Source organism: Streptomyces sp. NPDC090025 (genome assembly GCF_044748125.1).
Lineage (GTDB): Bacteria > Actinomycetota > Actinomycetes > Streptomycetales > Streptomycetaceae > Streptomyces.
Genome location: NZ_JBIVFL010000009.1, coordinates 287,996 through 311,009, shown reverse-complemented (window position 1 = coordinate 311,009; position 23,014 = coordinate 287,996). Strand labels below are relative to the sequence as shown.

The 23,014-nt window shown below is 72.5% G+C and carries 19 protein-coding genes; 10 read left to right on the top strand and 9 right to left on the bottom strand.

What is annotated here, in order from left to right; translation table 11 throughout:
- Positions 1-213 precede the first annotated feature (213 nt).
- Both speB and ACIPXM_RS22240 read right to left on the bottom strand, forming a co-directional pair.
- Positions 214-1,188, bottom strand: a complete 975-nt coding sequence (gene speB, locus ACIPXM_RS22245) for an agmatinase (RefSeq protein ID WP_401657922.1) — start codon at positions 1,186-1,188, stop codon at positions 214-216.
- A gap of 62 nt (positions 1,189-1,250) precedes the next feature.
- Positions 1,251-2,735: a sodium:solute symporter gene (locus ACIPXM_RS22240; protein ID WP_401657920.1), complete on the bottom strand. Its 1,485-nt coding sequence runs from the start codon at positions 2,733-2,735 to the stop codon at positions 1,251-1,253.
- Positions 2,736-2,919: 184 nt separating this feature from the next.
- On the opposite strand from ACIPXM_RS22240, the gene ACIPXM_RS22235 reads away from it, so the two are divergent.
- Complete coding sequence (locus ACIPXM_RS22235; RefSeq protein WP_401657918.1) at positions 2,920-4,377, top strand: PucR family transcriptional regulator ligand-binding domain-containing protein; 1,458 nt, start codon at positions 2,920-2,922, stop codon at positions 4,375-4,377.
- Positions 4,378-4,468: 91 nt separating this feature from the next.
- Here the strand turns inward: ACIPXM_RS22235 and ACIPXM_RS22230 are convergent, their stop codons facing one another.
- On the bottom strand, positions 4,469-5,074 hold the full coding sequence (locus ACIPXM_RS22230; RefSeq protein WP_401657916.1) for a hypothetical protein: 606 nt from the start codon (positions 5,072-5,074) through the stop codon (positions 4,469-4,471).
- Positions 5,075-5,237: 163 nt separating this feature from the next.
- Between ACIPXM_RS22230 and ACIPXM_RS22225 the strand changes: the two genes are divergently transcribed.
- From ACIPXM_RS22225 to ACIPXM_RS22210, 4 genes are all read left to right on the top strand, one after another.
- Entirely contained in the window at positions 5,238-6,398 is a 1,161-nt protein-coding gene (locus ACIPXM_RS22225; RefSeq protein ID WP_401657914.1) for a helix-turn-helix domain-containing protein, read from the top strand.
- Positions 6,399-6,471: 73 nt separating this feature from the next.
- Positions 6,472-7,629: an acyl-CoA dehydrogenase family protein gene (locus ACIPXM_RS22220; protein ID WP_401657912.1), complete on the top strand. Its 1,158-nt coding sequence runs from the start codon at positions 6,472-6,474 to the stop codon at positions 7,627-7,629.
- A complete protein-coding gene (locus tag ACIPXM_RS22215; RefSeq protein WP_401657910.1) occupies positions 7,630-8,499 on the top strand; it encodes an acyl-CoA thioesterase in 870 nt (289 codons plus the stop codon).
- A 23-nt stretch (positions 8,500-8,522) separates the two neighbouring features.
- Positions 8,523-9,443, top strand: coding sequence for a cation diffusion facilitator family transporter (locus ACIPXM_RS22210; protein WP_401657908.1), 921 nt, complete (start codon positions 8,523-8,525; stop codon positions 9,441-9,443).
- Positions 9,444-9,510: 67 nt separating this feature from the next.
- Here ACIPXM_RS22210 and ACIPXM_RS22205 read toward each other — a convergent pair whose 3' ends face one another.
- Complete coding sequence (locus ACIPXM_RS22205) at positions 9,511-10,293, bottom strand: phosphatase (protein WP_401657906.1); 783 nt, start codon at positions 10,291-10,293, stop codon at positions 9,511-9,513.
- 112 nt (positions 10,294-10,405) lie between these two features.
- Positions 10,406-11,002: a TetR/AcrR family transcriptional regulator gene (locus tag ACIPXM_RS22200; RefSeq protein ID WP_401657904.1), complete on the bottom strand. Its 597-nt coding sequence runs from the start codon at positions 11,000-11,002 to the stop codon at positions 10,406-10,408.
- A gap of 100 nt (positions 11,003-11,102) precedes the next feature.
- On the opposite strand from ACIPXM_RS22200, the gene ACIPXM_RS22195 reads away from it, so the two are divergent.
- The 4 genes from ACIPXM_RS22195 (at position 11,103) to ACIPXM_RS22180 (ending at position 16,943) form a co-directional block, all read left to right on the top strand.
- Positions 11,103-12,710, top strand: a complete 1,608-nt coding sequence (locus ACIPXM_RS22195; RefSeq protein ID WP_401657962.1) for a carboxyl transferase domain-containing protein — start codon at positions 11,103-11,105, stop codon at positions 12,708-12,710.
- 83 nt (positions 12,711-12,793) lie between these two features.
- Positions 12,794-14,839 (top strand): acetyl/propionyl/methylcrotonyl-CoA carboxylase subunit alpha, encoded by a 2,046-nt coding sequence (locus ACIPXM_RS22190; protein WP_401657960.1) that lies wholly within the window; start codon positions 12,794-12,796, stop codon positions 14,837-14,839.
- Entirely contained in the window at positions 14,836-15,780 is a 945-nt protein-coding gene (locus tag ACIPXM_RS22185) for a hydroxymethylglutaryl-CoA lyase (protein WP_401657902.1), read from the top strand. The genes ACIPXM_RS22190 and ACIPXM_RS22185 overlap by 4 nt, the downstream gene beginning before the upstream one ends.
- A 2-nt stretch (positions 15,781-15,782) precedes the next feature.
- Complete coding sequence (locus ACIPXM_RS22180; protein ID WP_401657900.1) at positions 15,783-16,943, top strand: acyl-CoA dehydrogenase family protein; 1,161 nt, start codon at positions 15,783-15,785, stop codon at positions 16,941-16,943.
- 50 nt (positions 16,944-16,993) lie between these two features.
- On the opposite strand, the gene ACIPXM_RS22175 is transcribed toward ACIPXM_RS22180, so the two are convergent.
- Together ACIPXM_RS22175 and ACIPXM_RS22170 are read right to left on the bottom strand one after the other, a co-directional pair.
- Positions 16,994-18,349 carry a hypothetical protein gene (locus tag ACIPXM_RS22175; protein ID WP_401657898.1) on the bottom strand — a complete coding sequence of 452 codons (1,356 nt, stop codon included), beginning with the start codon at positions 18,347-18,349 and terminating at the stop codon, positions 16,994-16,996.
- A gap of 6 nt (positions 18,350-18,355) precedes the next feature.
- On the bottom strand, positions 18,356-19,330 hold the full coding sequence (locus ACIPXM_RS22170) for a hypothetical protein (RefSeq protein ID WP_401657896.1): 975 nt from the start codon (positions 19,328-19,330) through the stop codon (positions 18,356-18,358).
- Between ACIPXM_RS22170 and ACIPXM_RS22165 the strand changes: the two genes are divergently transcribed.
- A complete protein-coding gene (locus ACIPXM_RS22165; RefSeq protein WP_401657894.1) occupies positions 19,290-19,790 on the top strand; it encodes a hypothetical protein in 501 nt (166 codons plus the stop codon). The genes ACIPXM_RS22170 and ACIPXM_RS22165 overlap by 41 nt on opposite strands.
- Positions 19,791-20,820: 1,030 nt before the next feature.
- On the opposite strand, the gene ACIPXM_RS22160 is transcribed toward ACIPXM_RS22165, so the two are convergent.
- Together ACIPXM_RS22160 and ACIPXM_RS22155 are read right to left on the bottom strand one after the other, a co-directional pair.
- Positions 20,821-21,558, bottom strand: coding sequence for a class I SAM-dependent methyltransferase (locus ACIPXM_RS22160; protein ID WP_401657892.1), 738 nt, complete (start codon positions 21,556-21,558; stop codon positions 20,821-20,823).
- Between the two features lie 60 nt (positions 21,559-21,618).
- The gene (locus ACIPXM_RS22155) at positions 21,619-23,013 is read right to left on the bottom strand and encodes a hypothetical protein (protein ID WP_401657890.1); all 1,395 of its coding nucleotides are present in this window, start codon (positions 23,011-23,013) and stop codon (positions 21,619-21,621) included.
- Position 23,014 lies beyond the last annotated feature (1 nt).

Here is a 23,014-nt window from a genome sequence, read left to right as displayed (position 1 = left end):
GTGTCCGGACTGTCGCCTCGCCGCGCTTCGCGCGCGCTCCGCGCCTTTACGTCCGGACACCCCCACCCCCACTCCGACCCCGACCCCCTCCCCGCCGCCGGACCCCTCGCAACCGGGCCAGGGTGGGTGGGCCCCCGCCCCGCCGGACGGGGAGGGTGGGTGGGGAGGGGTAGGTGGGCCCCCGGCCCGCCGTGGGAGGGGGTAGGGGCGGGGTCAGCTCGCGGTGCGCGCCGCCGCGATCTGGCGGGACATGATCGTGGTCAGTTCGTACGCCGTGTGGGACGCCGCCACCGCCGTGATCTCCGCGTGGTCGTAGGCCGGGGCCACCTCCACCACGTCGGCCGAGACCAGGTTGCAGGAGGACAGGCCGCGCAGGATCTCCAGGAGCTCGCGGGAGGTCATGCCGCCCGCCTCCGGGGTGCCGGTGCCCGGGGCGTGGGCCGGGTCGAGGCAGTCGATGTCGATCGAGATGTACAGCGGGCGGTCGCCGATGCGCTGGCGCAGCTGGTCGGCGACCTCGTCCGCGCCCCGGCGGTAGATGTCCGCCGAGGTGACGATGCCGAAGCCCATCTTCTCGTCGTCGGTCAGGTCCTGCTTGCCGTACAGCGGGCCGCGGGTGCCGACGTGGGACAGCGCGGAGGTGTCGAGGATGCCCTCCTCGACGGCCCGGCGGAACGGCGTGCCGTGGGTGTACTCGGCGCCGAAGTAGGTGTCCCAGGTGTCCAGGTGCGCGTCGAAGTGGAGCAGCGCGACCGGGCCGTGCTTCTTGGCGACCGAGCGGAGCAGCGGCAGCGCGATGGTGTGGTCGCCGCCGAGGGTCATCATCCGGGCGCCGGAGGCGAGCAGGTCGTCGGCGGCGGCCTCGATGGTCTCGACGGCCTCGTTGATGTTGAACGGGTTGGCGGCGATGTCACCGGCGTCCGCGACCTGGGCCAGGGCGAACGGGGAGGCGTCCTGCGCCGGGTTGTACGGGCGCAGCAGGCGGGACGCCTCGCGGATGGCGTTGCCGCCGAAGCGGGCGCCGGGGCGGTAGGAGACGCCGGTGTCGAAGGGGACGCCGACCACGGCGATGTCGGCGGTGCCGACCTCGTCGAGCCGCGGCAGCCGCGCGAACGTCGCGGGACCGGCGTACCGCGGCACGCGGGACGAGTCGATCGGGCCGCGCGGGGTGTTCTGGTCGCTGCTCATGGTCGGGTCCTCCAGGGGTGCTTCTCGTGGGGCCGGGCGTCGGGTCGCGACGCCCGGGGGCGTCAGGCGGTGGTCGCGGGGACCGGGGCCGCCGGGTTCTCGGGGTCCGGGTCCTGACCGGCGAGCCGGGCGCGCCAGTGCGCGAGCACGGCGGCGTCCGTCGGGCGGGTGGCCAGGGAAACGATCACATACACGGCGAGCGAAGCCAACAAACCATAGTAAACAGGCTCATTTGCCAGGATTCCGTAAGTCCACATCAGGCCGATCACGGCCAGGCCGCCGACGCCGACCGCGGCCAGCGCGCCCTGCACGGTGCCGCGGCGCCAAAGGAGGCCGCCGAGGATCGGCACCAGCAGGCCGCCGACCAGCAGGTTGTAGGCGACGGTGAGGGCCTGCACCACGTCGTTGAGGGCGATCGCGATGAGGATCACGGCGACGCCCATGACCAGGATGAAGGCCCGGTTGCCCTTGACCTCGTCGTGGTCGTCGAGTTCCTCGGGGTTCCGGGCCGTTCCGGTGAGGCCGCGCAGACGTGACCAGATGTCGTTGTTGGCGACGGTGGCGCAGGCGATCAGGGCGCCGGAGGACGTGGACATCACGGCGGCCAGCGCGGCGGCCAGGACCAGGCCGCGGACGCCCATCGGCAGCTCGTCCTTGACGATGGTGGCGAAGGCCGCGTCGGCGCTGGGCAGCGACGGGTACATGACCTTGGCCGCGGTGCCGATGACGGCGCCGGCCACCGCGTACAGCAGGCAGTAGGTGCCCGCGACGGTGCCGCCCCACTTGGCGACCTTGTCGGTGCGCGCGGTGAACACCCGCTGCCAGATGTCCTGGCCGATCAGCATGCCGAAGGTGTAGATCAGCACGTACGTGAAGATCGTCTCGCCGCCGATGCCGAGCGGCTCGAAGTACGAGCTGGGCAGCGCTGCCCTCATCCCGGCGAAGCCGCCCGCCTTGACGACGGCGATCGGCAGCAGCAGGAGCAGCACGCCGATGGTCTTCACGACGAACTGCACCATGTCGGTGATGGTGATCGACCACATGCCGCCGAGCGTCGAGTAGGCGACCACGATGGTGCCGCCGAGGACGATCGCCAGGGTGCGGGGCAGGTCGAAGAGGACGTCGAAGATGGTGGCGTACGCGATGGTCGAGGTGACCGCGAGCATCAGCGTGTACGCCCACATGACGACGCCGGAGATGACGCCGGCCCGGCCGCCGTAGCGCAGGTCGAGCATCTCGGAGACGGTGTAGACCTTCAGGCGGGCGATCCGGGCCGAGAAGAAGACGCTCAGGGCGAGCAGGCCGAGGCCGATGGTGATCACCATCCAGGCGCCGGACAGGCCGTACTTGTAGCCGAGTCCCACGCCGCCGATGGTGGAGGCGCCGCCGAGGACGATCGCGGCCATGGTGCCGGAGTACATCCATGGCCCGAGGCGGCGGCCCGCGACCAGGAACTCGCTCTTGGACCTGGCGCGGCGCATGCCCCACCAGCCCATCGCCAGCATGCCGGCCAGATACAGGACGATCACTGTGTAGTCGACGGCCATTCGGGCCCTCCTTCGCTCACCTCGGTGGCGTGTCGTGCGGGGGAAGTGACCAGCGGCTGATCGCGAGGACATCCGCCCGTACCCGCGGCCGCTGGTGGGGACGACAGTAGGTGGCCGGAAAGCGGCGTTGAAGTGTACGTTTCACCCACTGTTCACGGCGGGGATGTACGAAGGGTCCACTGCGATGTCCGTTCCGGAGCCCGGTTCCACTCCCGCCGCCGCGGCGCCCGCTTCCCCCGCGCCGCCCGTCCCGCTGGCCGCGCTGCTGGCCCGTGAGGAGCTGGGGCTGCGGCTGCGCGCCGGATCGCCGGACGTCTCGCTGCACTGGGTGCACACCTCCGAGATGGCCGACCCCTACCCGTATCTGCTCGGCGGTGAGCTGCTGCTCACGGCGGGCGTGCAGCTCACCGACCCGGCCCGGTACGTGGCCCGGGTGGTGGCGGCGGGCGCGGCGGCGCTCGGGTTCGGGGTGACCCCCGTGTACGACACGGTGCCGCCGGAGCTCGTCGACGCCTGCGCCCGGCTCGGGCTGCCGCTGATCGAGGTGCCGCCGGAGACCCCGTTCACGGCGGTCGCGCGGGCCCTGTGGCGGCTGATGGCGCAGGCCCGGCTGCACGAGCTGCGCCGGGTGAGCGAGGCCCAGCAGTCCCTGGCGACGGCCGCCGCCCGGCCCGCGCCGGTCCCCGCGGTGCTCGGCGCGCTGGCGTCCCGGCTCGGCGGACGTGCGGTCCTGTTCGGCGCGGACGGCACCGAGTCGGCGGCGGCCGGGCGGGCCGTGCCCCCGGCGGCGGCCCGCGCGCTCGCGGACCTCGCGGCGGTGGTGGGCCCGCGCCCGGGTGGCCCGGCGACGGCCAGCGGCGACGGCGGCGGGCTCACCCTCGCCGCCTACGCGCTCGGCGGCGGCGACGGCCTCATCCTCGGCGTCGCCACCGAGCGCCGGGAGCCCGGCGACCACACCATCGCGGGCGTCGCGGTGGTGCTGCTCTCGCTGCTGACCGCCCCGCACCGGGCGGCCGACGTCACCGCCCGGGACACCGCCCTGGTCCGGCTGCTGCTCGGCGCGGACCCCGCCGGGGCGGCCGCCGTCCTCGGCCCAGGACCCTGGACGGTGGTGCACGCGCGCGGCGGCGACGGCACGCCGTTCGCGGTGGCGAGCCTGGCCGCCGCCCTGGGCACCCCGCTGGCCGATCCGGGCGCCGCCCCCGGCCCCGTACGCCTGCTGCTGCCCGCCACCGCCCCGCTCGTCCCGCAGCCCGGCTGGACCCTCGGCGCGGGCGCCCCGGCGGCGGCCGACGCGCTGGCCGCCGCCGACGCGCAGGCCGGGCGGGCGCTGCGGCGGGCCGAGGCGAGCCGGACGCCGCTGGTACGGCACCGGGACGCGGCCGGATTCGCGGGCCTGGTGGACCGGGACGAGGCCGCGGCGTACGCCAGGACTCTGCTCGCCCCGTTGAGCGAACCGCTCAGGGAGACCCTGCGCGCCTGGCTCTCCCTGCACGGCAGCTGGGACCGGACGGCGGTGGCCCTGGACGTGCACCGCAACACCGTCCGGCAGCGGATCACCCGCTGCGCGGCGCTCCTCGGCCGGGACCTGGACGATCCGGACGTACGGATGGAGCTGTGGTTCGCGCTGCGCGCCCCGTGACCCGCCCCGTGACCCGCCCCGTGAGCCGGAGCAGGACGGGGACCGGCCGCGCGTTCCCCCGTCACGCGCGGCCGGTCGACGGTGCCGGAGGTCAGTACAGCTTGTTGACCGCGGTCTTCGTCGTGGTGCGGAAGGCGTTCAGCGGGGCGTCCTTGAGGTCGCCCATCTGGCCCCAGCGGACCAGGGTGACGGTCTTGCCGTCGCGCCCCACGGCGAACAGGTGGATGTCGGTGTTGCCCACCTGCGGGTCGGCGGTGTCCAGGCTGTAGACCCAGGCGCCCTCCTCGACGGCGAGCTTGCCGTGGAAGGCGCTGACGGCGCGCAGGCCCGGGTTCTGCCGCTCCAGGACGGGCCCGCACTCGGCGAGCGCCTTGCGGAGGGTGTCGACCAGCTTGATCGCGTCGGCCTCGGTGCGGGCGACGTTGGTGATCTGGACGGCGTTGGTGTCGAGCTCGGTGCTGAAGTCGCGGTAGCGGCTGTTCTGCGCCGGGATCTTGTACGGGGCGCAGAGGACGCCGCCGTTCTCCGGGACGCCGGGGAAGACCTGGCCGGCCTTCCACGCCGTCGACGACGGCGGCAGCTGGGAGGCGGCCAGGAAGGCGGGCTGGGCGGCGGCCTGCGCCGGGGCCGTGGCGAGGGCCGCGAGGCCCAGGGCGGCTGCGGCGGCGGTGGCGAGTGCGGTACGGAACGTGTTCATGGTGGTGGATCCCCCGTCGGGTGGTTCGGTCGGTGCTCCACCAGCCTCGGGGCCCGCCCGCCCCGGATCAACGGTGACGCGCCCGTCACCCGTCCCGGAACCATCCCACCCCTGTTGACGTGCAAGGACGTGAAGGGTGGGACGCAGGGCCGAGGGGGATGGAATGCCGAAGGACGCCGCCGTCGAGGAGGTCGAGGAGTTCGCGCGGCTGGTGCGCGCGCTCAAGGTGCGGGACGGGCGGAGTTACGAGGCGCTGGGCCGGCGCCTGAACGTCAGCGCGTCCAGCCTGCACCGCTACTGCACGGGCGGGACCGTCCCGGAGGACTTCGCCGTCGTCGACCGGCTCGCCGTGCTGTGCGGGGCGGACGAGGCGGAGCGGCGGGCCCTGGCGGCGGCCTGGGCCCGCGCGGACGGCGTCCGTCGGCCTCCGGTGCCCGAGCCCGTGCCCGAGCCCGAGCCCGTGCCGGTTCCGGAGCCTGAGCTGGTTCCGGAGCCTGAGCCCGTGCACGCGCGCGTGGCGGACGTTCCGTCCGGCCTGCCGTCCGCGCGGCGGCGCGGGCGGCGGCCGGGGTGGCGGGGCCTGCTCGTCGGGGGCCTCTCGGTCGTCGTGGCGGTGACCCTCGGAGTCGTACTCCTGCCCGGGAAGCCCCGGGAGCGGGCCGCCGTGCCACCGGCACCCGCACCGGCGCCGGTGACGTGGACGGTCGCCTCGCACCTGTGGAAGAACGGGTGCGGGCACACCTACCTCATGGCGCGGACGCCGCCTCCGCCGCCGGAGACCGCCGACGCGCGGCGCTGGGCGGCGGCGCAGCAGGCGGTGGACGGCGGGGAGACGCTGGTGCGGGTGTCGGTGCAGGGGAAGGGCGCGGCGGCCGTGGTGCTGCAGGCGCTGCACGTGCGGGTGGCGGAGCGGGGCGCGGCGCTGCCGTGGGGGGCGTACCGGATGGGCGACGGGTGCGGCGGGGCGGTGACGCCGCGCCGGTTCGAGGTGGACCTGGACCGGCCGCGGCCGCTGGCGCGGGCGCTCGACGGGTACGACGCCTCCGGCGAGCAGGGCCGGACGCTCCCGGCGGTCGCCTTCCCGTACGCGGTGAGCGCCGCCGAACCGGTGGAGCTGCTGGTCTCGGCGCGGGCCGCGGAGTGCGACTGCCGCTGGTACCTGGAGCTGGAGTGGAGTTCCGAGGGGCGCCGGGGCACGGTCCGGATCGGGGACGAGGACGGCGGGCCGTTCCGGACGAGCGGGGCGAAGGGGCGGCCGGTGTACGGGTACGACTCCGGGAGGCGGGCCTGGATCACAGGTGAGGAGTCTGGACAGGGCGGGTGACCGCTGGGTAACTTCGTGACAGACAGACTGAGCAAGCGCTTAGCCAAGGCCCGCACACCGGAGGAGCCGCACCGTGCGCCGTACCGTATTCGACGAGGACCACGAGGCGTTCCGGGAGACCATCCGGGCCTTCATCGAGGCCGAGGTCGCCCCCGTCTACGACGACTGGTTCGCCGCGGGCCAGGCGCCGCGCGACTTCTACTACAAGCTGGGCGAGCTGGGCCTGTTCGGCATCAACGTGCCGGAGGAGTTCGGCGGCGCCGGTCTCGACACCCACAAGTTCGAGGCCGTCCTCTACGAGGAGACCGCCCGCGCGGGCGTCCAGTTCGGCGGCTCCGGTGTGCACGTGCTGCTTGCCCTGCCGTACATCAAGATGCTCGCCTCCGACGAGCAGAAGAAGAAGTACCTCCCGAAGTTCGTCACCGGTGAGGAGATGTGGGCCCTCGCGATGACCGAGCCGGGCACCGGCTCCGACGTCGCGGGCATGAAGACCACCGCCAAGCTCTCCGAGGACGGCACCCACTACGTCCTCAACGGCTCCAAGACCTTCATCACCGGCGGCGTCCACGCCGACCGCGTGATCGTCTGCGCCCGCACCTCCGCGCCGTCCGCCGAGGACCGCCGCTTCGGCATCTCGCTGTTCGCCGTCGACACCAAGTCCGCGGGCTACTCCATCGGCCGCAAGCTGGACAAGCTCGGCCTGCGCACCTCCGACACCGCCGAGCTCGCCTTCGTCGACGTCAAGGTGCCCGTCGAGGACCTGCTCGGCGAGGAGGGCAAGGGCTTCTACTACCTCGGCCAGAACCTGCCGTCGGAGCGCTGGGGCATCGCCTTCGGCGCGTACGCGCAGGCCGCCGCCGCGATCCGGTTCGCCCAGGCGTACGTCACGGACCGCACGGTCTTCGGCAAGACCGTCGCCTCCTTCCAGAACACCAAGTTCGAGCTGGCCGCCTGCCAGGCCGAGGTGGACGCCGCCCAGGCCGTCGCCGACCGCGCCCTGGAGGCGCTCGACGCGCACGAGCTGAGCCCGGCCGAGGCCGCCAGCGCCAAGCTGTTCTGCACCGAGGTCGCGCACCGCGTCATCGACCGCTGCCTCCAGCTGCACGGCGGCTACGGCTACATGAACGAGTACCCGATCGCCCGCCTGTACGCCGACAACCGCGTCAACCGCATCTACGGCGGCACCAGCGAGGTCATGAAGTCGATCATCGCGAAGTCGATGGGCCTGTAAGTGCCCCCCACGCACGACCCCCTGGATGCCCTGCTCGATCTGCTCGACCTGGAGCGGATCGAGCGGGACATCTTCCGGGGCGAGTCCCGCTCCGCGCTCGTCCCCCGCGTCTTCGGCGGCCAGGTGGCCGCCCAGGCGCTGGTGGCGGCGGGGCGGACCGTCCCGGCCGACCGGCCCGCGCACTCGCTGCACGCGTACTTCCTGCGCCCCGGCGACCCGGGCGCGCCGATCGTCTACACCGTCGACCGGATCCGCGACGGCCGCTCCTTCACCACCCGCCGGGTGGTCGCCGTCCAGCACGGCCAGCCGATCTTCCACCTCTCCGCGTCCTTCCAGACGTACGAGGAGGGCCTGGACCACCAGGCCGTCATGCCGACGGCGCCCGACCCGGAAACCCTGCCCACGCCCGCCGAGATGCTGCCCCGCCACCTCCCCCGCGAGGTCGCCGACCGGCTCATCCAGGCGCGCGCCGCGGTCGACCTGCGCTACGCCGAGGTGCCCCCGTGGGGCAGCGTCGGCGAGCCCCGCGAGCCCCGCTCCCAGGTCTGGTTCCGCACCAACGGCAAACTCGCCGACGACCCGCTGCTCCATGTCGTCCTGGCCACCTACGTCTCCGACATGACGCTGCTCGACTCGGTCCTGCTCGCCCACGGGCGGGGCGGCTGGGCCGTCGGCGACGTCGTCGGCGCCTCGCTCGACCACGCCATGTGGTTCCACCGCCCGTTCCGCGCGGACGAATGGCTCCTGTACGACCAGGAGTCGCCGACCGCCGCCGGTGGCCGCGGTCTCGGCCAGGCCCGGATCTACACCCAGGACGGCCGGCTCGCGATCTCCGTCATCCAGGAGGGTGTCGTTCGCGTCCCGCGCTGACGACCCCGCATACCGTCCTATTTATGGCGGAACAGGGTGAGAGCACCTTCACAGTGATCGTGGCGGCGGCGGCCAACCTCGGCATCGCCGTCGCCAAGGCCGTCGCCGGTGTGATCAGCGGGTCCAGCGCGATGCTGTCGGAGGCCGCGCACTCGCTCGCCGACACCGTCACCGAGTTCATGCTGCTCACGGCCCTCAAACGCAGCGAGAAACCGGCCGACGAGGACCATCCGCTCGGGTACGCGGGCGAACGGTACGTCTGGGCGATGCTCGCCGCCGTCGCCACCTTCGTCGGCGGCGCCGTCTTCTCCTTCTACGACGGCATCCACACCCTCGTCCACGGTGAGGACCCCGGCGACCCGCTCGTCTCCTACATCGTGCTCGGCGTCGCCTTCCTCCTGGAGGGCTACAGCCTGCGCACCGCGATCAAGCAGGTCGTCGCCGAGGCCGACCGGATGAAGGCCCCCTTCGCCCGCTACCTCCGGCTCACCCCCGACACCACCGTCAAGGCCGTCGTCATGGAGGACTCGGCCGCCCTCGCGGGCCTGATGCTCGCCGCGGGCGGCCTGCTCGGCGGCCAGCTCACCGGCTCCGGCGTCTGGGACGGCATCGCCTCGATCCTGATCGGCGCGCTGCTCGTGTACGTGGCGTGGGTGCTCGGCCGCTCCAACGCGGAGCTGCTGGTGGGGCGGGCGCTGCCGCCCCGGATGCGGGAGATCGTGCGGGAGGAGCTGCTGGCCGATCCGCACATGGTGGACGTGCTGGATCTGACGACGCTGATCCAGGGGCCCGACGAGGTGCTGGTGGCGGCGAAGGTGGACTTCCGGGACGTGTCGTCGGCGGCGGAGATCGAGCGGGCGTGCGAGCGGGCGGAGGAGCGGTTGCGGGCCCGGTTGCCGGGGGTGCGGCGGGTGTATCTGGACCCGACGCCGGGCAGCGCCTGAGCCCCTGCCCGTACGACGGAAACCCCCGCACCCGCCGACGGGGCCGGGCTCAGCCGGTCACCGGGGCTCAGCCGGTCAGGCCCGCCGTGTCCAGGACGTACGCCGTCAGGGGCTCGTAGTACCTGGGGTCCAGCACGTGGTCGTCCAGCGGCACCGTCACCTGCATGGTGCCCTCCGCCTCCGCCAGGAAGAGCGCCGGGTCGTTGCAGTCCGCGTAGCCCATCGACTCCACGCCCCGCTGCGCCGCCCGGCCCGCCCAGCCGTGGTCGGCGACGACCAGGTCGGGGGCGGGCTCGCCGATCGCCGCGAGGCCGTCGAGGATCGCGTTCATCGGCTCGGGCGAGTGGGTGTGCCAGAGCGACGCGCCCCGCTCGAAGACGGCGACGTCGGCGAACTGCACCACGTACCCCTCGTCGGCGACGAGCCCGCCGGGGATCCGCACGATGTCGCAGCCCCTGGCCCGCAGCGCCGCGGCGATCCGGCTGTGCGCGTCGATGAGCGCGCCGGGGTGGCCGGTGGCGAACAGCACCCGTTCCTTCGCGGCGGCGGCCTTGGCGAGGCGCGCGGCCATCCGGTCGAGGGCGCCGACGGTGAGCTCGGGGTCGATGGTGTCCTGCCCGGTGCGGTGCGCCGGGTCGTCGACGACACCGCAGCGCTCGGCCATCACGGCGAGGACGTCCTGCTCGTCGGTCCACCGGTCGCCGAACTCGAGGCCGAACCAGTAGTGCCGGTCGCCGTTGGCGAGCCGTCGGTAGTGGGCGAGGTTGTTGTCGCGGGGGGTGGCGACGTCGCCGGCGATCCGGGTCCGGACCAGGTGCTCGACGAGTGCGGCGCGGCTGAGTATCGGCATGGGGCCCATTGTGCCGGTCGGCCCGGGCGCCCGGCGTGGCCGTCCACGGCGGGGCCGGGCCACGGCCCCGTCCCGCCGCCGCCGGGGACGGGGCCACCGCACGGCCGGCCCGCTACGCCCCGGCGCCCAGTGCCCCGAACGCCCCGTGCGCGAGGTCGCGCAGCAGGCGTTCGGTCGCCTCGCGGCCCAGCGGGGTGCCCAGGTGGGGGGTGGAGTTGAGGAGGCCGAAGACGGCGTGGACGGCGGCGCGGGTGTCGGTCTCGGGGGTGGCGGGGTGGAGCTCGCGGACGACCGTGACCCAGAGTTCGACGTACTCGCGCTGGAGGCGGCGGACCCGCTTGCGGTCCTCGTCCTTGAGGCGGTCGAGCTCGCGGTCGTGGAGGGTGATCAGCGGGCGGTCGTCGAGGGCGAAGTCGATGTGGCCGTCGATGAGGGAGCCGAGCAGGGCGCGCGGGTCGCCCGCGGCCTCGGCGACGCGCAGCCGGCCGCCGTCGAGGAGCCGCTCGCTGATGCCGACGAGGAGTTCCGCGAGCATCGCGTCCTTGCCGGGGAAGTGCCGGTAGAGGCCGGGGCCGCTGATGCCGACGGCCGCTCCTATCTCGTCCACACCCACCCCGTGGAAGCCGCGCTCGGCGAAGAGCCGCGCGGCCTCCTTGAGGATCTGCTCGCGTCGCGTGGTCGCGTCGGTCCGCGTGGGGCTCGTGGTCATGGATTCGATTCTAGACAGCGGGGTTAGCGGTCGTTAACCTGACGGGAGACGTTAACGCTCATTAACCCGAGCGAGGGAGCTCGAAACGATGCAGCAGGCAGTGCAGCAGGCACCTGTCCTGACGAGTGCGGCCGACCCCGCCTCGCCGGCCTGGCAGGCCAACGAGGCGGCCCACCACGAGCTGGTGGCGACCCTGCGGGCCAAGCTCGCGGCGGCGGCCCTCGGCGGCGGCGAGAAGGCGCGGGCCCGGCACACCGCGCGCGGCAAGCTGCTGCCCCGGGACCGGGTGGACACGCTGCTCGACCCGGGCTCGCCGTTCCTGGAGCTGGCCCCGCTGGCGGCCAACGGGATGTACGACGAGCAGGCACCGGCCGCCGGGGTGATCGCGGGCATCGGCCGGGTCAGCGGCCGCGAGTGCGTGATCGTCGCCAATGACGCCACCGTCAAGGGCGGCACGTACTACCCGATGACCGTCAAGAAGCACCTGCGCGCGCAGGAGGTGGCCCTGGAGAACCGGCTGCCCTGCCTGTACCTGGTGGACTCCGGCGGCGCCTTCCTGCCGATGCAGGACGAGGTGTTCCCCGACCGGGAGCACTTCGGCCGGATCTTCTACAACCAGGCCCGGATGTCCGGCGCCCGGATCCCGCAGATCGCGGCCGTCCTCGGCTCGTGCACGGCGGGCGGCGCCTACGTCCCGGCGATGAGCGACGAGGCGGTGATCGTGCGCGGCCAGGGCACGATCTTCCTCGGCGGCCCGCCGCTGGTGAAGGCGGCGACCGGCGAGGTCGTCACGGCCGAGGAGCTGGGCGGCGGCGAGGTCCACTCGCGGATCTCCGGCGTCACCGACCACCTCGCCGAGGACGACGCCCACGCGCTGCGGATCGTCCGCGACATCGTCGCCACCCTCCCCGAGCGGGGCCCGCTGCCCTGGTCGGTGACACCGGTCGAGGAGCCGAAGGCCGACCCGACGGGCCTGTACGGGGCGGTGCCGGTGGACTCCCGCACCCCGTACGACGTGCGCGAGGTCATCGCCCGGGTGGTGGACGGCTCCCGCTTCCAGGAGTTCAAGGCCGAGTACGGGCAGACCCTGGTCACCGGCTTCGCCCGGATCCACGGCCACCCGGTCGGGGTCGTCGCCAACAACGGCATCCTGTTCGCCGAGTCCGCCCAGAAGGGCGCCCACTTCATCGAGCTGTGCGACCAGCGCGGCATCCCGCTGGTGTTCCTGCAGAACATCACCGGCTTCATGGTCGGCAAGGCGTACGAGCACGGCGGCATCGCCAAGCACGGCGCGAAGATGGTCACCGCCGTCGCCACCACCCGGGTGCCCAAGCTGACCGTGGTGGTCGGCGGTTCGTACGGCGCGGGCAACTACTCGATGTGCGGCCGGGCGTACTCGCCCCGCTTCCTGTGGATGTGGCCGAACGCCAAGATCTCGGTGATGGGCGGCGAGCAGGCCGCGTCGGTGCTCGCCACCGTCAAGCGCGACCAGCTCGGCGACGCCTGGAGCGCGGCGGACGAGGAGTCCTTCAAGGACCCGATCCGCGCGCAGTACGAGACCCAGGGCAACGCCTACTACGCGACCGCCCGGCTGTGGGACGACGGGGTCATCGACCCGCTGGAGACCCGGCAGGTCCTCGGTCTCGCCCTGACCGCCTGCGCCAACGCGCCGCTGGGCGACCCCCAGTTCGGCGTCTTCCGGATGTGAGGGACCACCAGGCCATGCAGGACACGACCACGCAGCGCGAGGACGCGCAGCTCAAGGCCACGCCGCAGAGGAGCACGCCGCGCATGTTCGACACCGTGCTCGTCGCCAACCGCGGCGAGATCGCCGTCCGGGTCATCCGCACGCTGCGCCGCCTCGGGGTGCGGTCGGTGGCCGTGTACAGCGACGCGGACGCCGGGGCCCGGCACGTACGGGAGGCGGACACGGCGGTACGGATCGGGGCGGCGCCCGCCGCCGAGTCGTATCTGTCGGTGCCCGCCCTGCTCGACGCGGCGGCCCGCACCGGTGCCCAGGCCGTCCACCCCGGTTACGGCTTCCTCGCCGAGAACGCGGCCTTCGCGCGCGCGTGCGCCGAGGCGGGCCTCGTCTTCATCGGCCCGCCGGCCGAGGCGATCGCCCTGATGGGCGACAAGATCCGGGCCAAGGAGACGGTCCAGGCCGCCGGGGTGCCGGTGGTGCCCGGCGCCGCCGACCCGCACATCGCCGAGGCCGCCCGCGAACTGGGCGCGCCGGTGCTGCTCAAGCCCAGCGCGGGCGGCGGCGGCAAGGGGATGCGGCTGGTCCGCGACCTGAGCCTGCTGGACGAGGAGATCGCGTCGGCGCGGCGCGAGGCCCGGTCCTCGTTCGGCGACGACACCCTGCTCGTGGAGCGGTGGATCGACCGCCCCCGGCACATCGAGATCCAGGTCCTCGCGGACGCCCACGGCAACGTCATCCACCTCGGCGAGCGCGAGTGCTCGCTGCAGCGGCGCCACCAGAAGGTGATCGAGGAGGCGCCGAGCGTCCTGCTCACGCCCGAGCTGCGGGCCGCGATGGGCGCGGCGGCGGTGGAGGCGGCCCGGTCCTGCGGCTATGTCGGCGCGGGCACCGTCGAGTTCATCGTGCCGGGCGGCGACCCGGCCGCGTACTGCTTCATGGAGATGAACACCCGGCTCCAGGTGGAGCACCCGGTCACCGAGCTGATCACCGGGCTCGACCTGGTGGAGTGGCAGCTGCGGGTGGCGGCGGGCGAGCCGCTCGGCCTCGGCCAGGACGACGTCCGGCTCGACGGCTGGGCGGTCGAGGCGCGGATCTGCGCCGAGGACCCGGCGCGCGGCTTCCTGCCGTCCGGCGGCACGGTGCTCGCGCTGAACGAGCCGCGGGGCGCCGGGGTGCGGACCGACTCGGGGCTCGCCGAGGGCACCGAGGTGTCCTCGCTGTACGACCCGATGCTGTCGAAGGTGATCGTGCACGCCCCGGACCGGCCGACGGCGCTGCGGCGGCTGCGGGCGGCGCTCGCGGAGACGGTCACCCTCGGCGTACCGACCAACGCGGGTTTCCTGCGCGCGCTGTTGGCGCATCCGGACGTGGTGTCGGGCGAGCTGGACACGGGGTTGGTGGAGCGGGACGCGGAGTCGCTGATCGACGCGGCGGTGCCGGTGGAGGTGTACGCGGCGGCGGCGCTGCTGCGCGCGTTCCCGCCGGTGGCGGGCGGCGGTCCTGGCTGGCGCGACCCGTTCGACGCCGGTACGGGCTGGCGACTCGGCGGCGTCCCGGCCTGGACCGTGCTGCACGCGCGGGTGCCGGGGCACGAGCCGGTGACGGTACGGGTACGGGGCGGGGCGGCGGGCGCGGAGCTGGTGGTGGGCGGGGCGGAGACGGGTCCCGATGCGGCCGCCGTCCGGGGCTCGCTGGTCGCGCGTCCGGAGGCCGGGGCCGGTTCCGCCTGCGGTGAGCTCGTGCTCCAACTCGACGGCGTCACACACCGGTTCACGGTCGCGGCCTCCCCCGACGGGCGCTGGCTGGGCCGGGACGGCGACTCCTGGCACGTGCTCGACCACGACCCGGTGGCCGCCGCGCTGTCCGGGGCCCGGCACGGCGGCGCGGACACGCTGGCCGCGCCGATGCCGGGGACGGTGACGGTGGTGAAGGTGGCCGTCGGCGACGAGGTGGAGGCGGGTCAGAGCCTGCTGGTGGTGGAGGCGATGAAGATGGAGCACGTCATCTCCGCGCCGCACGCAGGGACCGTGACCGAGCTGGACGTGACGCCCGGCAGCACCGTGGCCATGGACCAGATCCTGGCCGTGGTGACGCCCGTGGCGGCCCCGGGCGAGGAGGAGAAGACGGCATGAGCGACGTGACCGGTCTGCCGATGGTGTTCACCGGCGACGGGCTGCCCGAGCGGGTGCGGATCCACGAAGTGGGGCCGCGCGACGGGCTGCAGAACGAGAAGGGCACCGTACCGACCGCGGTGAAGGCCGAGTTCATCCGGCGGCTGGCCGCCGCAGGCCTGACGACGGTCGAGGCGACGAGCTTCGTGCATCCGAAGTGGGTGCCCCAACTCGCCGACGCCGAGGAGCTGTTCCCCCAGGTGAAGGACCTGCCGGTACGGCTGCCGGTGCTCGTGCCGAACGAGCGCGGGCTCGACCGGGCGCTGGCGCTCGGCGCCCGCCGGGTCGCCGTGTTCGCCTCCGCCACCGAGTCCTTCGCCAAGGCCAACCTCAACCGCACGGTGGACGAGTCGCTGGCCGTGTTCGCCCCGGTGGTGGCCCGCGCCAAGGAGGCGGGGCTGCATGTGCGCGGCTATGTGTCGATGTGCTTCGGCGACCCCTGGGAGGGCGCGGTGCCGCCGCACCAGGTCGTCGAGGTGTGCCGGGCGCTGCGCGCGATGGGCTGCGACGAGCTGAGCCTCGGCGACACCATCGGCGTCGCCACCCCCGGCCATGTCCTCGAACTGCTTTCGCTGCTGAACGAGGAGGGCGTCACCACCGACGTCATCGGGGTGCACTTCCACGACACCTACGGGCAGGCGCTGGCCAACTCCTACGCCGCCCTCCAGCACGGTGTCACCACCTTCGACGCGTCCGCGGGCGGCCTCGGCGGCTGCCCGTACGCGAAGTCCGCCACCGGGAACCTCGCCACCGAGGACCTGGTGTGGATGCTCACCGGTCTCGGCGTCGAGACCGGGGTCGACCTGGCCGCCCTCACCGCCACGAGCGGCTGGATGGCCGAGCAGTTGGGCCGCCCGAGCCCGTCCCGTACCGTCCGCGCGCTCTCCCACAAGGAGTCCTGAGCATGACCCTCGACCACCGGCTCACCGACGAGCACGAGCAACTCCGCCGCACTGTCGAGGAGTTCGCGCACGACGTGGTGGCGCCGAAGATCGGCGACTTCTACGAGCGGCACGAGTTCCCGTACGAGATCGTCCGCGAGATGGGCCGCATGGGCCTGTTCGGGCTGCCGTTCCCCGAGGAGTACGGCGGCATGGGCGGCGACTACCTCGCCCTCGGCATCGCCCTGGAGGAGCTGGCGAGGGTCGACTCGTCGGTGGCGATCACCCTGGAGGCGGGCGTCTCGCTGGGCGCGATGCCGGTGTTCCGGTTCGGCACCGAGGAGCAGAAGCGGGAGTGGCTGCCGAAGCTGTGCTCCGGCGAGATGCTGGGCGCGTTCGGGCTGACCGAGCCGGGCGCCGGCTCGGACGCGGGCGGCACCCGCACCACCGCCGTCCGGGACGGCGACCACTGGGTGATCAACGGCTCCAAGTGCTTCATCACCAACTCCGGTACGGACATCACCGGCCTGGTCACGGTGACGGCGGTGACCGGCCGCAAGCCCGACGGCCGCCCCCTGATCTCCTCGATCATCGTCCCCTCCGGCACCCCCGGCTTCACCGTCGCCGCGCCCTACTCCAAGGTCGGCTGGAACGCCTCCGACACCCGTGAGCTGTCCTTCGACGACGTGCGGGTGCCGGTGGGCAACCTGCTCGGCGAGGAGGGCCGCGGCTACGCCCAGTTCCTGCGGATCCTGGACGAGGGCCGGGTCGCGATCTCGGCGCTCGCGACCGGCCTCGCGCAGGGCTGTGTGGACGAGTCGGTGAAGTACGCGAAGGAACGTCACGCCTTCGGCTCGGCGATCGGCACCTACCAGGCGATCCAGTTCAAGATCGCCGACATGGAGACCCGCGCCCACATGGCCCGCATCGGCTGGCGCGACGCGGCCTCCCGCCTGGTGCTCGGCGAGCCGTTCAAGAAGGAGGCGGCGATCGCGAAGCTGTACTCGTCGACAATTGCGGTCGACAACGCGCGGGACGCGACGCAGATCCACGGCGGCTACGGGTTCATGAACGAGTACCCGGTGGCGCGGATGTGGCGGGACTCGAAGATCCTGGAGATCGGCGAGGGCACGAGCGAGGTGCAGCGGATGCTGATCGCGCGGGAGCTGGGGCTTCCGGCGTAGCGGGTACGGGGCGGGTCCGGGGAGCGCCCCGGACCCGCCCCGTGGGGTGATCATGCCTTCGGTGCGGCCCCGTCCGTGGACGGCGTGTCGGCCTTCTTCTCCGGAGCGGCGGTCTTGGCACCCTGGTTGAGGGTGCCGCCGAGGGCGCTGAGGCTGCCGCCTCCGCCTCCGCCCGCGGCTCCGCCGGTGGCGAGCGGCAGTATCTTGCCGAGGGCGTCGACCGCGATTTGGGCCATCTTCTGCGCGTGTTCGGTGGCGGTCTTCAGCGCCTCCTGGGCGCGCATCCCGGCTTCCTTGTCGTTCCCGGCGGCGGCCTCGATGCCCTTGGCGAGCACCTGGCTCATGTTGTTGAGGCCGCTCATGTCACGGAACAGGTTCGCGGTGGCGATGGCCTGCGTCGCCTGGAGGCCGACCGGGTCGGGCATCGCCACCAGCGGCGTGAACTTCGCCTGGGAGACGCCCATGCCGGCCGCCGTGGTGTCGAGGTTCTGCGCGCGCGAGGCGGTGGACACCGGCGCGATGTCGGCCGGGGTGATCTGGATGGGCGAGTCCTTCCAGTTCCAGAAGCGGGTCAGGTCGATCTTCTCGGCCGAGTTGGACCGGCCGAGGACGGCCTCGGCGAAGACGCCGTTGGTGGCGATGGCGATCGTGTCGGCCACCGGCGTGCCGAAGGTGTTGTCGCTCAGCCGGCGGTCCTTGGTCCACGCCTCGCGCTCCTGTTCGCTGGCGAAGTTCCAGCGGAAGCCCAGGTAGTTGCCGGTGGCGGCGATCGGCCTCGGGTCGAGGAGCATGCCGAGCGGGACGGGCCCCGCGCTCGAACCCGCCGGGGTGTAGGAGTAGTTGGCGAGGATGCGGCTGAGCGTCAGCTCGTCGGCGTTGGCCCACACCGCCTGGCTGTAGTGGCGGCGGTTGTCGTTCAGGTGGTCCAGGACCGCCTGGGGCACGGTCCCGCCCCGCACGTGGAAGCCGACCGACGCGACGAAGGTGCGGCTGCCCGCCTTCACCGTCGAGCCGAACAGTCCGCAGATGGCCGATCCGCCGGCGGCGTCCTCGGACAGGTCGGGCGCGACGGTGGTGGTCGCGGCGATGCCGAAGTTGGCGACGCCCGAGGTCATCTTCAGCCGCAGCCCGGCGAGGCTGCCGCGGGCGGTCCTGCCGGACCAGGCTTCGTAGGAGATCAGCTTGTCGGCACCACCGAAGGTGTACGACGGCTGCTGCACGCCGGAACCGCCGATGTCGCCACAGCCGAAGGTGTGGCTCGGGAAGACGACCTGGATGCCGCGGATCCCGTCGGCGTCCGACCAGATGTCGATCCTGGACGCGTAGGCGGAGTCCTCCTTCGGCTGGTCGTCGAAGGCCACCGGTGCCTCGCGTCCCAGGATCCGGCGCACGGTCCCGTTGCCCATCAGCACTCAGTAGTCCCCGCCGCCGACCGAGGCGACCTGCGCCAGCCCGGTCACGCTCTGCAGGCCGCCGGCCGTGGGACGGACCGGGGTCGTCGCACCGGACTCCACCAGGAGGGGCAGGGTCTCGGTGCTGGACTGGGGCTGGACGACGGCCCAGAGCGCGCCGTCGGACGTCGCGGACAGCCGCTGGACACCCGACCCGCCGCGCTGCACCCAGCCGGTGCCACTGCGCTCGTACAGGACCCCCTGCCGGGAGTACCACAGCTTGTCCTTGCCGGTGACGGCTATGTCGTCGGCCGTGACGCCCAGGTTCGACCATGCGCTCTGGATACGCTGGTGGATCGTGTTGTTGGTGCCGATGACGTAGACCGTGCCGTCCGTGGCGCAGACGATGCGCACCCCGTAGCCGCCCCCCGAGTCACCTCGCCAGGTCGTCCCGTCGAACTGGACGACCATGTTGTCGGTGGCTCTGATCGCCCAGACGGTGTCCTTGCCCGGTGCGATGCGGGTCAGGCCGCCGCTCAGTCCCGTGGTGGGCAGCGGCTTCCACTGCTGGGTCGCGGGGTCGAACTTGACCGGACTGCCGTCGGCCTTGCGCACCCCGTACACGCCCATGGCCGAGGCGGCGACGTCGGCCAGCTCCACCCCGGCGAAGTCCTGCGTGGTCGGCACCTCCGGTGCCGCGCACGCGTCGAGTCTGCGCACGGCCGTGTCGAACGGGTTCGCCGCGCGGATCTTCGTCGCCCAGTCGGCCGGTGCCACCGACGCGAGCACCTCCTTGTACCGCTGGAGGCTGGTGTGGCTGAAGGTGAGCTCCTGGAGCGGGATGAACAGACAGCGCTCCAGCCGGGTCGGCTTCGTCGTCACGGTGTAGACCTGGACGACCTCGTAGTACTGCACCGACATGGCGTGCATGTGGTTGTAGTTGGTGACGACCCGGGTGAGGACCTGGTCCTGCTCGGCCTGCGAGGTCTCGCGCACGACCGTCATGTTCCGGCTGCGGGCCGCGGTCGCCAGCTGCTGGGTCCGCGCGCTGATCCGCTGCGTCGCCTCCTGCGCCACCGAGCGCACCCCGGTGGAGCGTGACACCGCGCTGGCGATGCCGAAGTTCGACGCCTTGCTCCAGTTGCCGCCGCCGCCGATGCCGAAGAGCGCGACGCCGACGCTGCCGCCGGAGCTGGACGACTGGCCCATCTCGAACCCCTGGGAGCTGCCGTACTGCTCCTCGTGGGCGATGGCGTTCGCGACCTCGCTGATCGACCGGTTCTGGTCGGTGGAGCCGGTCAGTAACTCGTTCTCGCCGGCCGTCTCGGTGCCGGTGGCCCGGGTGGTGCGCTGCCAGTCGACGACCGCGACCCGGGTGCTCTCGCCGGGCGCGAGCGCGAGGCTGTGCAGCAGCCGGCCGAGCGTGACCCCCTGGGCCAGCTCTGCTCCGTCGTGACGACCATGCCCTCGGCCGGGCGGTCGTAGAACGGCAGGTTCTCCTCACCGAGGTCGATCGCGCCGGCCAGGGCGCGCGCCGGTTGCGCGCCGGGGATGTCGGTCAGCACCACCGACTGGTACCGGACGATCTCCGTCGGGTAGTTGCCGGTGGAGGGAAGCAGGTCGGTCGGCGTCGCGCCGTCGAGCATGGCCTTGTCAGCGCCTGATGCGGGCGGCGTACTCGCAGGTGTGGTCGCAGGCGTGTCGGTGCTGGAGGTGGCCATCGGTGTCCCGTCTGTGCGGAGGAAGAGAGCGGTGGAAGGCGAACGACGCTTTCCGGAGCGCGAACCTACACAGATCCATCACAACTACGTCACGCTATAGCGGAACTGGCCAGAAACCGCACTAACCCACCCATGAGACGATCGCCCGGGGAGGCCACCGCCAACGAGGTTCCCGCACCGGCCGGGGGCACCTGTCGGCGTGCCAGTAGGCGGGGGTCGGACTGACGGCGTCCTCCGGTACGCGGGACAGATTTGGCCCGCCGGGGCGTACGTGCCGTACTCGTACGTCAGCGTGCTCTCGCTCGATTTCGCGGGTCTCCCCTGCGCTGGCCTTGCCATGCCGCGCCTCGTCTCTGCCGGCGTCCGGCGTTCGGTGCGTCATCCTTCACAGCTCACGGGTCCGTTGACCGGATCATGCATGTCCTGAACTGAAGATCACCGGAAAGCCGCCGCGTACTCCCCAAGGGCGGCTCGCGGGCACCCTGCCGCTCCGTGTCGACTACAGCTTGCGCAGGCCGGTCAGGACTCGCCCGATGAGCATCGGGGCAGCTTCCCGGCCGCCGGAGCCCGGCTCACCCAGGGGGTCCCCCCGTCCATCAGTGAGCTGACCCTCGCCGCCACCCCCAACGCCGTCGCCTGGGCCCGACGTTCATGCGGGTGGCTCCCTCGGCGGTGTGGCCGGGCAGGTGTGGGGCGCTGTGGTGTGGGTGGAGGCCCGGGGCGGCTAGGGACGGGTCGTCCCGGACTCGCGGGCTGCTTGAGGGGCTACTTCGTGGCGACGACGTAGACGCTGCCCCAGCGGCGCTTCGGATTGGCCATGGTGGGGTCGAAGGTCCAGGACTCGACGGTGGTGAAGCCGGCCTCGGTGAAGAGCTGGACGAGCTTCTCGTGGTCGTACGCCCACAGGTGTGGCGTGTACGTGGGGTCGTCGTCCTGGTCGCGGAAAACGAGGTTCACGAGGTCGAGCCGCGTGTTGATGTCGCCACGGCAGCCGCGCTTGGCGTAACAGCGCTCGATCGTCTCGTCGTCCGTGTCCAGGGGGCCGGGGTACTGGCTCAGGGCGAAGGCGGCGTCGGGGACACCAGTGACGATCCGGCCGCCCCGCGCGAGGACGCGGTGGGCCTCGCGGACGTAGTGCTTGGCCGAGCGCGGGTAGTCGACGTGCTCCAGGAAGTGCTCGGAGAAGATCTCCTCGGTGCTGTCGTCCTGGAGGGGGATGCCCTCGCGGATGTCCCAGAGGAAGTCCGCCGGTGGCACGAGGTCGATGTTGAAGAAGCCGTCGATGCGGTGGGCTCCGCCGCCGATCTGCACCTTGGAGGGCTTGTCGTCGATGCGGCCGTTGGGCCAGGCGCGCCGGCTGGCGTGGTGGTAGCGGTGGAGCTCGATCTCCTTGGCGGCGGCCCGGAGGGTACGGGCGAGGCCATGGGGGGTGGCGAGGTCGGCGAGGACAGAGGCGATCTGTTCTCCGAGGACGTCGACGGAGGGCATGCCGGAGGGACTCATCACGGATCTCCTGCGTGTGAGGTTGCTCGGGGTGGGGTGGGCCGCGTGTGGCGGCGGTGATCAGGCGGCGCTGGGCGCGGGGGCGGTCCACTGGTTGTTGCGCATGAGGGTGTACTTGATGTCCACGAGGCGCGGGGCGATGGTCAGCGAGAGCTCTTCGGCCGGGTGGAGGTGGCCGTCGTCGTCCTGCTCGGCGCGCCAGACGCGGTAGTCGAGATCGGGGTAGGCCGGGTTGATACCGATCTCACCCTTGGGCATCGTGCCGTTGAACGGGGCGACGATGTCCATGTGGTTCCAGTAGTTCCAGGCTTGCAGCGCCTTGTGCTGATCGAAGTAGAAGTAGAAGTCGGGGTAGCGGCCGAAGGTGCGGAGTTCCCGGTGGATCAGGTGACCGAGGAGCGGTCCGAGCTGGGTGGCCAGGGAGTCGAACTCCCAGCGCGTGTGGTGCCAGGCTTCGGGGGCATCGCCAGGGGCGAAGAGGCGGGCGGCGACGAGGTAGCTGATCCGCTCGACCAGGTAAGCGCTCGTATGGCTGGTGTCGATGGTCGGGTCGACTCGGTGGATGAGCGCGGCCAGCCGCTTCGGACGGGGACGGAACCTCGCGAGGTCGAACTTCCCGGCCATGGCCGGGAAGGAGGCGAACAGAATCTCCTTGTACAGCCAGTTGTTCAGCTCACCGAGCTCGGCCAGGCGCCGAGTGTGGTGAGACGTCGAGTGGAGCATCAGGTACTCGGCGACCGCTTCGAAGTACAGGTAGCCGAGGATCGGCAGCCGGGGAATCGTCTCGTCGAGCAGTTTGAGGAACGGCTCGGCGTCAACCTGGGTGCCCTGGTAGGCGACGGCGGCAGCGGTGGCGAGGAACGCGGCCGAGTTCTTGACGCGGCTGACGACGGTCTCGCGCAGCTGGTGCCGTTCGTTCTTGCTCAGCAGGTATTCGAGGTGGCTGTAGATCTGCAGGTGGATGAGGCCCAGTCGCAGGTAGTCGACGCCGGCGAGACCACGGTACGCCTGCGGCGGGGTGTCGATCTCGAAGATCAGCGGGGTGGGGACGCGGTCGGTGACACCGAGCTTGGCGAGGAAGGCCGGCGCTTCCTTGGCCAGGATGTAGGCGCCGAGGTTGTGCATGCGGAAGCCCTGGTCGGTTGCGGTGAGCGGCGCGCAGTAGATGCTTCCGACGAGGCAGCCGCCCGACGGGTAGAGAACTCCGTGTCGGTTGATCTCCTCCAGGGCGTGGGTGACGTGCAGCAGGTGCAGCTTGCCGCTGCCACTCAGGGCTTCGAAGAGGGCGTTCTGCCGCAGCAGGTGGCCGTTCGGGGTCTCCTCGGCGAGACGTCGGTCCCAGCCCGCGGTCTGGGTGGCGAGCGGGTCGGTGTGGTCGGCGGGGCTGGGGATGAGGGTGGAGTCGAAGAAGGCGTGGGCGTCGGCCCACAGGTGGTAGGTGTCGAGGAAGCCCATG